Below are 12,298 nucleotides of genomic sequence, written 5' to 3'. Positions count from 1 at the left end.
TCGGCGCGCCGTGTCGACGCGTCCACGTCTGCAAACCCAAGAGATGCCCACGGCTACCGCCTGTCCGTAGAGGTGGATGCGGTGGTGCGCTCAAGGCGCTCCCTGTGGATCCGGAGGTCCTCGAAGCCGGCTGCGAGCGCCTCGGGCGGGATGGCGTCGCCGAGGGCGTGATCGGGGTCGGTGTACAGCGGCCGCAGATGCGTCCATGCCGATGGCGGGGGAATGTCGTCCCACACGGGGGCGTCGGCCGTGCCGATCCGGCAGCGCGCGACCAAGCCTTCGTAGACGAGGGCCGTGCGGTGGTAGCTCGGTGAGACTCGGTGGACCAGGCCACGGGAGCCGGCTCGGGCGTTGCACAGCGCCATCACCACCTCGTCCAGAGCGAGTTCGTAGTCGTTGCTCACGCCGCAGGCGCCGGTACCGTCTGCGCCGACGATCGACCACGAATACATCCGCGGTGGCTCGTGGGAGTTCACTCCGCCACCTCGCGCAGCACGTACATGATTCGGGTGGCGACGCCCGTGACCTCGGTGGCTGGTCCGATGCCCTGCCCCCACGTCCAGCGGAACGTCTCACCTGAGCAGACGATCACCTCGTTCAGGTCCGCGATGTTGGGGTTACATACCGAGAGGACAGATCGGCTGCCGTCCTCGCCGACCTCTGCGGTCCAGCCGTGGTCGGCGAGTTCAGCCCCGAGGCGTTCTAGGTGCGCTCTCGCGTCGGCGTGCGTCTCGTCCATGAACACGCACAGTAAGTGCGTGCACACGGTGAAATTTCACGAGTGTGAAATCGCGTGAAGATGGCCGGATCGGGTCAGTGGGAGACGCCCATCCGAGCCGCCATCCCGCGTAGTTCCCGCCCGCCGACCGCCACCTTGGCCTGCTCGAGCATCACCGCCACTGCCTCCCGTACCGGAGCACTGTTGCGGATCCACTGCGGCGCGGTCTCCTCTGCCTCACGCAGCCACCGGACGGCCTCGCCGCGGGTCTTCGGATCCCGAGCGAGCCCCCGCCCGACGTCGGCCATGTAGGAGGCTCGCCGGCCTCGCTTGTCGCCGAGCCTGTCCACGTTCACTTTGTTCGCCAGCGTCAGCACAGAGCCGCCGGCCGCGCCGTTCTCCACGGCGACGGCGACCTTCCACACAGCGACGTTCGTGCTGCTGAAGGACATCCAGTTCGCCTCAGGCGTGTCGGGGATCCGCGCGGCCAGCTCATCCGCCTGGCCCATCCAGTGTGTTGACGTGTCCCCTTTGTGGAGTACGGCAGCGGATAGCGACGCCGACAAGGTGAGCATCCCGCACACCTCGATCGCTCTGGGATCGGTGGTGTGAGGCTGGAGGTCGGAGGCTGCCCGTTCGGCCATGCGCAGAGTCCGGTCCCAGCTACCGGCTCGGGGCGCGGTGTGGATGCGCAGGAATGCGCTGATCGCCTTTTGAACCGGATCGTCGAGGAAGGCGGCGGCATGGTCTGCCCGGACGGCCGCGAGGTGGCCGAGGTCGTTGTGGCCGAGGTCCTTCGACATGAAGGTGGCAATCACGCACGCATGGACGAGTGCCTTCAAGGCCACGGCATGGGCCCGCTCGTCCTGGGGTTCTGCGACATGCAGGTGTAGCTCGTCCATCAGGTCCGGTAGCACTTCGCCGACTGCGAGGTAGTCGCACGCCTGGTGCGCCGGCTCGATCTGCTCGAGCTCGGCCACGAGCTCCGGTAGCGGCCGGGCCCGCTCGCATGACGGCTCGGTCAGTGTGGAGGTCTGAAGTGCCGCGCGGATCGCGGGGATGCGGAGGTGGGGGTCGGACTGGGCTGGGTCGTGCCCCAGGTGCGGTGCGCCGGTCAGTTCCGTCTCGCTCACCTTCAGCGCGGCGGCGAGTGCCGCGATATGGGAGCGCCGATCCAGTGACCGCTGTCCGCGTTCGGCCATCGACAGGAACGATGTCGACAGACCCGACTGCCCGGCGAGCTGCGCCAGGGTCATCCCGCGCCAGCGTCTGAGCGTCCTGAGCCGGGCGCCGATGGTGACCTCGTCGTACATGGCCCTGCGCCTCCTGAAGCCTCGACAACTTCAGGGTACGGCGCGGGGTTTGTCCTTTCGCAAGGCTTCCGCACACACAGTGACGCCCCCACACGATCCGTTTGATCGACGGGGGCGCCGTGCGCACTGGTTCAGACGGCGAACATGCGCGGGCGGTCGGGGCGAACTACTGCATGATCAGGGCGGAGCGGCGTGGGCGGTGACCCGGTGCCCGTGCGCGAAGAGGATCACGTGCTGCTCAGCGCGACGGTCGGTGGCAGCCGGGAGGCCCGTACGGCGGGGTATAGCCCGGCGACCATGCCGACGACGACGGTCGCGGTGAGCCCGCCCCCGAGGGCCCAGGCGGGCACGACGGGAGGCCAGCCCCGCGCGATCGCGTAGGCGACGGTGATGACGGCGCCGATGGCCGAGCCCGCCGCCCCGCCAAGGGCCGAGAGCATCAGCGACTCGGTGAGGAACTGCGTCCGGACCTGCCCTCGGGTGGCGCCGAGCGAACGGCGCAGGCCGATCTCCCGGCGCCGTTCCAGCACGGAGATGACCATGGTGTTGGCCACCCCGACCCCGCCGACCAGCAGGGCCACCGCGCCGAGGCCGAGCAGCAGTCCGGTGAAGGTGCCGGCGGCGGCCGCCCGGGCGGCGAGTGCGTCCGAGGGGCGCGACACCGCGACCTCCGAGGGGTTCTCCGGGTTCACCGTGCGGGGCAGGACCTCCCGTACGGCCTCGACCGAGCTCTCCGCTGACCGTTCGTAGACGGTCGTCGGATGCCCGTCGAAGTCCAGGTGCGCACGCGCGGCGGGGATGCCGACGAGTGCGGCGCGGTCGATCTCGGGTGCCAGGGGCACCGTGTCGAGGATGCCGATGACGGTGAACCAGCGGTCGCCGACCCAGACCTGTACGCCGGGGCGCTGGATTCCCAGCCGGTCGGCGGCCACCGAGCCGAGCACCGCGGCCGGATAGCGCTCCGTGGCCGCGTTGAGCCAGACGCCGGTTCTCACCCGCCCGTCGAGGGTCTGGAGGAGCCCGAGCGTGGTGGCCTGCACGTTGATCCCGCCGGTCTCCTCCTTGGGGATGCGGTCGGTCCGGCGGATCGATGCCGAGACCTCGCCCGTGCCGCTCGCCGTGAACACCGGGCCGATCCGGTCGACCATCGCCACCGCGCCGGCCGGCAGCTTCACCTCGCCGCCCGTGAACGAGTCGCCGGGCTGTACGCGGAGCAGGTTCGTGCCGAGCCGGTCCAGCCGGCGTAGCAGTTCCTCCTGGCCCGAGGCGGAGATGCCGATCACGGAGACCATGGTGGCGATCCCGATCGCGATGCCCAGCGCGGACAGCACCACCCGGGCCGGGCGGGCGCGCAGCCCCGAGAGGCCGACCCTGGCGACGTCGCCGGGGCCGAGACGGGCCGGGACCGGAGGCTTCATCGCCTTCCCCGTCGTCATCGCGTTCCCCGTCGTCGTGTTCCCGGTCGTCGTGTTCCCGGTCGTCATCGCGCTCCCTCCGGCCTCGGCGCCGTGCTCGCGCGGTCGTTCGCCGTCCCGTCGAAGACGATCTCGCCGTCGCGCACGCGCACCAGCCGGTCGCAACCTGTGGCGACCTCATGGTCGTGGGTGATGATGAGGACCGTCGTGCCTTCGGTGTGCAGATCCCGGAGCAGGCCGAGCACCGCGTCGCCGGAGGCCGAGTCGAGGTTGCCGGTCGGCTCGTCGGCCAGCAGCAGCGGGGGGTCGCCGAGCACCGCCCGCGCGATGGCCACCCGCTGCTGCTCCCCGCCGGACAGCTCGTGCGGCCGGTGGTGCAGCCGGTGACCGAGCCCCACGCGTTCGAGGGCGGCCACGGCGAGTTCGCGCCGCAGGCGCACCGGCCGGCCGGCGTAGAGCAGACCGTCCGCCACGTTGTCCACGGCGGACCGGCCCGCGGCCAGGTGGAACTGCTGGAACACGAAGCCGATGTGCGCGGCGCGCAGCGCGGACAACCGCTCGTCGGCGAGCTTGCCGACATCGTGTCCCGCGATCCGCACCGTGCCGGACGAGGGCCGGTCGAGCGTGCCGATGAGGTGCAGGAGCGTGGACTTGCCCGAACCGGAGGGACCCGTGATGGCCAGCAACTCGCCGGCCTCGACCGTCAGGTCGACCCCGCGCAGGGCGTGGACCCCGCCCTCGTAGTGCTTCGTCACGCCGGTCATTTCGATGATCTTGGAGTCGGGCCGATCGGGAGTTGTCATAGTGCGGGCACCCCGACCTTCATGCCGGCCGACAGCCCCGGGCCGGTGATCTCCACCCGGCCGCCGCCGTACGCGCCCGTACGGACCCCGACGACCCGCCGGACGCTGCCCGGGTCGACGAGTTCCACGCCGAAGCCCCCTTCGCGCAGGGCCAGCAGCGCCTCCACCGGTACGCTCAGCACCCCCTCGCGCCGTGCGCTCTCCATCGTGACCGTCACCGGAGCCTCGTCCAACCGGCCGGACTTCGGCACGCCGTCCAGCCGGATCTCGACGTCGATGGTCGGGCTCTCGCTCTGCCCGGAACCGGATCCCCCGGCCGGCTCGGGCCGCTCGGCCACGGTCCCGACCGAAACGATCTTGCCGGGGACGGACGCACCGTCCGGCAGTTCCACGGTCACCCGTGCTCCCTTCTTCGCCAGCGCCTGGTCGCTCGCCTTGAGGTCCACGTGCACGACACGCCTGGTGCTCGTCACCGTGAGCACCGGCCGGCCCGGGGCGATCCGGTCCCCGGTCGCAGCCTTCGTCTCGACGAGCCGTACCGGCGCGGGCAGGAACAGGACCTGTGCCGCGTCGACCGAGCCGGTCTTCACCAGCCCGTTGTCGCCCTGCCACCGGCGCACCGCCGCGGCCGTGGCGGAGGAGAAGTGCGTGTCCGCCGTGAGGTCGCGCCCGTGGCCCAGCGTCCGAAGGGCCCGTTCCAGCTGCCGCACGTCGGGACCGTCCGCGATGCCCTGCCGCAGCGTGCGGTAGAGCGGCACCGTTCCGTACATGAGCACGACCCGCCGGCGATCCACCTCGTACAGGGCCGCACCCTGCCCGATGACGGCGCCCGGTGCGGGAAGCCGGGTGACGACGCCGGCCGCCGTGGCCGCGATGCCACGCTCGCCGGCGTACGTGAGGGTGCCGTCGACCGTCGTGGTGTCGACGAGATCGCCTCGGGTGATCTCTGCCGTGGCGGGGGCGGTGGAGCCCGCCGAGGCCGGGCGGTCCTCCCCTCCGGCGCGGACCGCGGCGACCCCGGCCGTGGCGGCGGCGAGCAGCGCGGCCCCGGCGGCCAGGTAGCGCCTCACCGGTCGCCTTGGAGGTGGTGGTTGCACTCCTTCAGCGCCTTCTCGAACCTGGGCCTGTTGCCCCCGTCGAAGTCGGGCGCCGGCATGTTCGGCGGGTCGGGGAAGTCGAAGTCGTGCTCGCGCATGCACCGGGCGAGCTTGGTGAACCTGTCGCGCGTCGCGGGATCGTTCATGTCGATCCGCTTGCCGCCCATGGCCTTCTGTTGCTGCTCGCAGGCCTTCATGGCCTTGTCCGGAATCGCGAGGCCACCCTTCGGGAGGTCCTTGGGGTCGTCGGGCATGGGCACGCCGTTCTCGCGCAGGCATCGCGCGTACCTCAGCCGGGCCTGGTCGGAGTCGGCGGATGGACCAGCGGAGGCGGACGCCGAGGTGCCGGCCTTGGCGCCGCCCGCGCTCGCGATGCCGTCATCGGACGAGCCGCCGCCGCATGCCGCGAGGGCCAGCAGCGGTACGGCGAGCAGCAGTGTCGAGACACGATTCATGGAGGAGTCCTCGGGGTGTGTTGGGGCGTGCACCATGCGGGTGCACGCTCGGACGGACGCGCCGGGTCCCTGCGGGACGCCGGGTCGAGGTGGTTCTGAGGTCAGCGGCCCTTACGGCAGTTCGTGCTCACCCGGTGGGCGCCGGGGGTACGTTTCGTGTCGGCCACCAGGAGCGCGCTGCCCTTCGCGGTCAGCCAGCCTTCGTGGACGTACCAGGAACCCGGCACCGAGGTTCGGAAGCCCTTGAGGGGGACGGCGAACGTCGCCTTCACGTGGCGTTCCAGCAGAAGGTCCGTCACCCGGGCGACGCGCTGGTTGATGAAGTCGACGCATGCGAGCGGTTCCCCGGGATTGTTGAGCGCCCCGAAGCCGCGGTACCGCTCACCCGGGCGGCCCTTTCGGCCGAGCCCTATGGTGGGCTTCCCCTTGACCCTCGCGTCCTTGTACGGCTGGTAATCGACCGGTATCCGCAACCCGATCGTGCAACGGACGGCCTCCGCGCAGGCGCCCGGGCGCTCGATGGGCGAGATCAGGTCGCGGCGGCGCGCCAGCTCGTCGAACTCCAGGCCGTTGGCCCGCATGTCGAAGGGGGCGAAGATGTTGCCCTCGAGACTGGGGGACACGGGGAAGACCTTGATGGAGAGGTCGATGCCGCGGTCGCGCAGCTGACTCTCGTAGCGTTCGGGAGCGGCGAAGACGTCCTTCACCGTGATGATGTAGTAGTCGCCGTCCCTCCTGATGTCGAGTGCGGACGCCTGGCTCGGCCCCAGGTACGACGTCTGTGGCAGGAACCAGCCGGCGATCAGGACGGCGGCCGCCATCGCGGCGACGAGCGGCACCGCGATGCGCCGGCGGGCGATCCGGCGACGCCGCCCGGCCGAGGCGCCCGGGGCGGCCCGGCCGGGCTCGGTCGTGCGCGACATGGCGGTGATCTCGGCGAGCAGCTCCCGCGTGCCCTCACCGGTGGGAGGTACGCGATGCTCGGGCTCGAGCCGCTTGACGATCTCGTTGATGCTCATTTGCCCACTCCCTCAGCCATCGTCACCGCGCGCGCCCCGTACCGCTCCACGTCCACACCGGTCAGCGCCAGTTGCCGCGCGAAGCGTTTGCGCGCGCGGTGCAGGCGGACTCGTACGGTGCCGACCCGGCAGCCGAGGACCTCGGCGATCTCGCTCGGCGAGAGCCCCTCCCAGCCGGTCAGGGACAGCAGCTCACGGTCCTCGGCGGTCAACCGGTCGAAGGCGGCGCGGACCTCCGCCCGGTGCTCTGGCTCGCTCGGCGCGGCCTCGGCGAACTCGCTGCGCAGCCGGGTGATGAGCAGTTCCCGCCGGGCCGCGCCGCGGTGGTGGTTGGCGAGAACGCGGCGCGCGACGCCGTACAGCCAGAGTCGTGTTCCGTCACCCTCGGGCACGGAGTCGAGGCGGCGCCAGGCGGTCAGGAACGTCTCGCCGATCGCGTCGACGGCGTCGTCGGAGGAGTCGGTACGGCGCAGCACGTAGCGAGAGATCGCGTCGTAGTGCGTCGCATAGAGCTCCTCGAAGCGCCGACGCTCGTCCGGCGGGTGACCCACGCTGTCTCCTTCCAGGGGCTATCCCGGCAGATGTCCGGACGAAAGCGAGCGTTACACGTCCAACGACTTCAAGCCCGCACTGCCGCCGGGCATCGGTGCGGTTGCCGGTGCCGGCCGGCGGGAATACGAGACGCCGGGGGTGCGATGACGGGGGCTGTCGAGGTACGAGTGCGCCGGGTGTACGACGACCCGGCGCCGGAGGACGGCACCCGCGTGCTCGTCGACCGCATGTGGCCACGGGGAATGGCCAAGGCCGAGGCCGGCTTCGACGAATGGTGCAAAGAGGCGGCACCTTCGACCGAGCTGCGCCAGTGGTACGGCCACCGGCCGGAGCGGTTCGCCGACTTCCGCCGCCGTTATGAGGATGAACTGCGCGAGCCCGACCGGGAGCGGGCGCTGGACCGGCTCCGGCGGCTCGCGAGCTCCGGGCCGGTCACGTTGCTCACCGCGACCCGGGACGTCGAGCACAGCCACGCGGCGGTGCTGGCGGAGGTGCTGCGGGCGTCGCCGGATGAGGAGCCGGAGGGCGGCCTGCCCGGGCCGGGATCTCAGCGGGAGTAGGCCGTCGGCCAGGGCGTGGAAGGCCTCCTTGGGCTCCAAGTCGGCCGTTGAAACGGGGCCTTGTCGGCGGGGCGCGGAGCGGTTATGGTCGGTAAACAAACAGTAAACTTTACTATTAGTAAGGTCTGCTCCAGGAGGATCCGCCATGCCGCGCGCGCCCCCCTGCCGGCCGGGTGAACGGCACGCTCTCTCCCTCCCCCGCCGGGAGCCAGGACGCAAGTCCTCACGCCTCGCCCCCACCGCCCGAGGACCCACATTGCGACGTTCATTGATCCTTCTCGTCCTGACCACGATCTCGACGACCCTCCTGGCGCTCCTGGCGCCGGCCGGCGCGCAGGCCGCGTCGGCGACCGCGACCTTCGCCAAGAGCGCCGACTGGGGATCGGGGTTCGAGGGCAAGTACACGATCACCAACGGAACCAACTCGACGATCACCGGCTGGCGGGTCGAGTTCGACCTGGCCTCCGGCACGACGATCGGCACCTACTGGGACGCGCTGCTCACCACGTCGGGCGGCCACTACACGTTCACGAATCGTGACTACAACGGCACGCTGGCACCCGGTGCGTCGGCCTCGTTCGGCTTCGTCGCCTCAGGCTCGGCAAGCCCGACGGGCTGCACGCTCAACGGCGCGCCCTGCGGCGGCGGCGGTGACCCCGGGCCCGGCGTGCCCGCCACGCCCGGCGGCCTGCGGGTGACGGGCACCACGAGCTCCTCGATCTCGCTCGCCTGGTCGGCCGTCGGCGGCACGGTGACCGGCTACCGCGTCTACGAGGGCGGCACCGTACGCGCGAGCGTCACCGGCACCAGCGCCACGATCGCGGGGCTGGCCGCGTGCTCGACCCGCACCTACACGGTCAGGGCCTACAACTCGGCCGGCGAGTCCCCGTCGAGCGCGGAGGTCACCGGCACCACCACCGGTTGCACCAACCCGTCCCCGAACGGCATGCGGGCGGCACCGTACCTCTACGTGGGATGGGGTGACCCGCCCAGCCCCTCCACGGTGATGAGCGCGACCGGGATCCGCTGGTTCACCATGGCGTTCATCCTCTCGGGTGGCGGCTGCGCCCCGGCGTGGGACGGCAACCGCCCGCTGCAGGGCGGGGCGGACGCCCAGGCGATCTCGCAGATCCGGGCGGGCGGCGGCGACATCGTCCCCTCGATCGGCGGCTGGAGCGGCAACAAGCTCGGCCCGAACTGCTCGACGCCGCAGGCGCTCGCCGGCGCCTACCAGCAGGTGATCGACGCGTACGGACTCAAGGCGATCGACGTCGACATCGAGAACACCGACGAGTTCGAGAACGAGGCCGTCCAGGACCGGATCCTCGGTGCGCTGAAGATCGTGAAGCAGAACAACCCCGGGATCACGACGATCCTCACCTTCGGCACCTCGACCTCGGGGCCGAGCTGGTGGGGTACCCGGCTGATCAACCGTGCGGCGGAACTGCAGGCCGGCGTGGACGTGTTCACGATCATGCCGTTCAACTTCGGCGGCGGGGCGAACATGTACCAGAGCACCGTCAGCGCCTCGGAAGGGCTCAAGAACGCCCTGAAGGCGGCGTTCGGCTGGTCCGATTCCACCGCGTACGGCCACATGGGCATCTCCGGTATGAACGGACTGTCCGACCAGCAGGAGACCACGTCCGCGGCCGCCTGGACGCAGATCCGCGACTGGGCCAAGGCCAGGGGCCTCGCGCGTCTGGCGTTCTGGTCGGTCAACCGCGACCGGCCGTGCCCCGGCGGCGGAGTCGTCGCGCACTGCAGCGGCGTGGCGCAGCAGCAATGGGAGTTCACCCGGATCACGGCCGGTTTCTGAGCCGATGAGCCCCGCCCGGGGGCGCGGGTCCGTTCGGGCCCGCGCCCTTGGGGGATCAGCGCGGACCGGTGCCCGCGCAGGCCGGGTTCCGCGCCGTCACGGCATGATGGCGGGAATCTCCGAGCTGGTGGCCAAGCTCGAGCTCTATGACGTCCCGGAAATCCGCGAGTTCGTCGACCAGGTCAAGTCGTACTGACCTGAAGGATCGCTCGGACTACGGCATCGGTGTCGGTGAGGTCTGGTAGCACGATCTCGGCGCCTGCCGCGCGCAGCTCATCCGCGTCGCTAGCGCCGGTCGCCATGGCCACCACGCGCGCGCCACCGCGATGCCCGGCGTCCACGTCGTTCGGTGTATCACCGATCAGAACTGTCGTGGAGGCGTTGAAGGTCTCCCCGTACTTTTGCTTCGCACGCTGGCGAGCCAGTCCAACAAGCGGCGCCCTGGCAGCGTCATCGAGGCCGTATGCGCCGACCTCGAAGTCGACGAAGCCTTGCAGATCGAAAGCCGTCAGCTTGCAGACGGCGATCGGCTTCATGTTGCCGGTGAGAACCGACTGGACGGTGTCAGTTCGAGCGGCCAGTTCCGTCAGCGCTGTGCGGGCCCCGGGCAGCTCCCGACCACGTTTCTTGATCTCGGTTTGCCGCGCCGTGAAAGCAGCGGCCAAAACGTCGGCGAAGGCGGTTATGACCTCCGCGGCGGGTGCGATCCCGTGGAGCCGCAACGTCTCGGAGACGATCGCGCGGTCGGTCTTGCCCGCCATGTCCGCGAGCTTGTCCATGGGCCGCCCGGTGACCTCGTGGAATGCCTCGCCGTAAATCTCTCGGCTGAGTCCGTCGATGCTGATCAGCGTGTGGTCGATGTCCCAGAGCACCAGAGTTCGCACGCACGCATGCTAGGCGACGCGTGGGCTGAGGGGCGCGTGCATGTAACTGCCGCCAGCCTGCACACCGACCTGGCCGCGGCCCGCACCAGCCTGCGCCGCATGATCAGAAACGGCAACCCAGGGGGAGCTGCTGCCCGCCCATCATGACCCGACCCGTGACGAGAGACGGACGTCCGTCTTTCCAGCTCACGGAGCAGACGCCGCGAAGTGGTCCGGCTTTCGGCTTTGAGCTGATTTCGCTGAACGTGAGAATCGTTGATCGCGATCACGATACGGGGTCAGGTTGCTGGATGAGCCCTCAAGTAGTGATGCGCCGGTTCCCGCGTTCTTCGCCTTACTGGCCCGTAGTCACTCACCCATTGTTGCGGCGGTTACTTCCCGGGTTGGCGGTGTCCGCCCTCGGTGACGGCATGGCCCTCGTCGCGGTGACCTGGCTGGCGTTGCAATTGGCGCCCAGCGAGCAGCACGGCACGTGGGTGGCGATCGCGGTGGCGGCATACACCCTGCCAAGCGCGGCCGGCGCCTTGCTGTTCGGCCGCCTCCTGCGCGGACGCCACGGGGCGCAACTGGCCGGCTGGGACGCGATCCTACGAGCCGCCGCGCTGGCAGCGATCCCCGTGGCCTACGCGTTCGGGACGCTGAGCATCGGCCTCTACGTCGCTCTCCTGGCGGTGTCTTCGTTGCTGCACTCCTGGGGTTCGGCCGGACGCTACACCATGATTGCCGAACTCCTTCCCCAACGACACCATCTCCCGGCCAACGCCGTGCTCACCACCATCACCGAGCTGGCAACCATCGTCGGTCCTCCACTGGCCGGCATCCTCATCAGCTGGGGCGGTGCGGCCACCGTCATCGCCATCGACGCCGCCACCTTCGCGGTGCTCGCGGCCACTTACCGCTTCGCCATGCCGCGGATCGGCCGAGCCGACCCAATCGAGGCCGGCGCGTCCCGCGCCGCCGGCTTCAGCGTTATCCGCCGCGACCGCACTCGGCTTGGCCTGCTCGCACTCACCTTCGGGTTCTTCTTCTGCTTCGGGCCGGTCCTGGTGGCCCTGCCCATCCACGTCACCGAGGATCTACACGGCTCGGCCACCATGCTCAGTGCCTACTACACGGCATTCGGAATCGGCGCCGTGATCGGAGGACTGGCGGTCGGCTACCTGCGTCGCTGGTCGCTATGGCCGACCCTCATCGGCATCGTGCTGGGGTTCGGGACCGCCATGCTGCCACTGGGGCTCGCCGCCCCCACCGTCCTCGCCCTGACCTCGTTCGCGGTCGCAGGCTTGACCTGGGGGCCCTACATGTCGATCTCATTGGCGCTGTTCCAGCGCACCACGACCACCGCGCTGCTCCCACAGGTACTCGCCGCCAACGGAGCGGTCACCGTGCTGTCGGTGCCGCTGGGCACCATGCTCGGCGGTCCTCTGGTCGCCACCCTCGGCGCACGCGAAACCCTCCTGTTGTCCGCCACCACCACACTGGCCCTCGGCCTCATCGCCGCCTGCCTCACCGCATTGCAACGCCGGCTGAAAGCTGAGCACACTGACCACCGTGACTAACATGCCTCCGATCCGGATCGTTGGAGCACGAGGCCATCACGGGCGGAGGTGCGCCGTGAGTCCCATGCCGGAACGGATGCGCGATCACTGGTGGTGGCGGCCAGGCG

The 12,298-nt window shown here is 70.3% G+C and carries 13 protein-coding genes; 3 read left to right on the top strand and 10 right to left on the bottom strand.

The features are described from left to right. Positions 1-53: 53 nt before the first annotated feature. The 9 genes from HKK74_RS28160 to HKK74_RS28120 all read right to left on the bottom strand — a co-directional run bounded on the left by HKK74_RS28160 (position 54) and on the right by HKK74_RS28120 (position 7,371). On the bottom strand, positions 54-476 hold the full coding sequence (locus HKK74_RS28160; RefSeq protein ID WP_187246394.1) for a hypothetical protein: 423 nt from the start codon (positions 474-476) through the stop codon (positions 54-56). Further along, entirely contained in the window at positions 473-739 is a 267-nt protein-coding gene (locus tag HKK74_RS28155; RefSeq protein ID WP_187246393.1) for a hypothetical protein, read from the bottom strand. Before HKK74_RS28155 ends, HKK74_RS28160 begins: the two co-directional genes overlap by 4 nt. Before the next feature lie 74 nt (positions 740-813). Beyond that, on the bottom strand, positions 814-2,031 hold the full coding sequence (locus tag HKK74_RS28150; RefSeq protein ID WP_187246392.1) for a helix-turn-helix domain-containing protein: 1,218 nt from the start codon (positions 2,029-2,031) through the stop codon (positions 814-816). 227 nt (positions 2,032-2,258) lie between these two features. Next, the gene (locus HKK74_RS28145; protein WP_187246453.1) at positions 2,259-3,449 is read right to left on the bottom strand and encodes an ABC transporter permease; all 1,191 of its coding nucleotides are present in this window, start codon (positions 3,447-3,449) and stop codon (positions 2,259-2,261) included. A gap of 62 nt (positions 3,450-3,511) precedes the next feature. Further along, positions 3,512-4,249 carry an ABC transporter ATP-binding protein gene (locus HKK74_RS28140; protein ID WP_187246391.1) on the bottom strand — a complete coding sequence of 246 codons (738 nt, stop codon included), beginning with the start codon at positions 4,247-4,249 and terminating at the stop codon, positions 3,512-3,514. Further along, positions 4,246-5,319, bottom strand: a complete 1,074-nt coding sequence (locus tag HKK74_RS28135; RefSeq protein WP_312881855.1) for a peptidoglycan-binding protein — start codon at positions 5,317-5,319, stop codon at positions 4,246-4,248. The genes HKK74_RS28140 and HKK74_RS28135 overlap by 4 nt, the downstream gene beginning before the upstream one ends. After that, the gene (locus HKK74_RS28130) at positions 5,316-5,801 is read right to left on the bottom strand and encodes a hypothetical protein (RefSeq protein WP_187246390.1); all 486 of its coding nucleotides are present in this window, start codon (positions 5,799-5,801) and stop codon (positions 5,316-5,318) included. The genes HKK74_RS28135 and HKK74_RS28130 overlap by 4 nt, the downstream gene beginning before the upstream one ends. Before the next feature lie 101 nt (positions 5,802-5,902). Further along, entirely contained in the window at positions 5,903-6,820 is a 918-nt protein-coding gene (locus tag HKK74_RS28125; protein WP_187246389.1) for a hypothetical protein, read from the bottom strand. Beyond that, a complete protein-coding gene (locus tag HKK74_RS28120; protein WP_187246388.1) occupies positions 6,817-7,371 on the bottom strand; it encodes an RNA polymerase sigma factor in 555 nt (184 codons plus the stop codon). The genes HKK74_RS28125 and HKK74_RS28120 overlap by 4 nt, the downstream gene beginning before the upstream one ends. 144 nt (positions 7,372-7,515) lie before the next feature. Between HKK74_RS28120 and HKK74_RS28115 the strand changes: the two genes are divergently transcribed. Together HKK74_RS28115 and HKK74_RS28110 are read left to right on the top strand one after the other, a co-directional pair. Beyond that, the gene (locus tag HKK74_RS28115) at positions 7,516-7,932 is read left to right on the top strand and encodes a DUF488 domain-containing protein (RefSeq protein ID WP_187246387.1); all 417 of its coding nucleotides are present in this window, start codon (positions 7,516-7,518) and stop codon (positions 7,930-7,932) included. Between the two features lie 256 nt (positions 7,933-8,188). Beyond that, positions 8,189-9,748 carry a cellulose binding domain-containing protein gene (locus HKK74_RS28110; protein WP_246492058.1) on the top strand — a complete coding sequence of 520 codons (1,560 nt, stop codon included), beginning with the start codon at positions 8,189-8,191 and terminating at the stop codon, positions 9,746-9,748. Between the two features lie 182 nt (positions 9,749-9,930). Here HKK74_RS28110 and HKK74_RS28105 read toward each other — a convergent pair whose 3' ends face one another. Continuing rightward, positions 9,931-10,632: an HAD family hydrolase gene (locus HKK74_RS28105; RefSeq protein ID WP_187246385.1), complete on the bottom strand. Its 702-nt coding sequence runs from the start codon at positions 10,630-10,632 to the stop codon at positions 9,931-9,933. 143 nt (positions 10,633-10,775) lie between these two features. On the opposite strand from HKK74_RS28105, the gene HKK74_RS28100 reads away from it, so the two are divergent. Next, positions 10,776-12,191: an MFS transporter gene (locus HKK74_RS28100; protein ID WP_222722827.1), complete on the top strand. Its 1,416-nt coding sequence runs from the start codon at positions 10,776-10,778 to the stop codon at positions 12,189-12,191. Positions 12,192-12,298: the final 107 nt, after the last annotated feature.

Origin of the sequence: Actinomadura alba, from assembly GCF_014323705.1 — a bacterium.
Taxonomy (GTDB): domain Bacteria; phylum Actinomycetota; class Actinomycetes; order Streptosporangiales; family Streptosporangiaceae; genus Actinomadura_C; species Actinomadura_C alba.
Note: the sequence above shows the minus strand (reverse complement) of the source record. Positions and strands in the feature narration are given on the sequence as shown.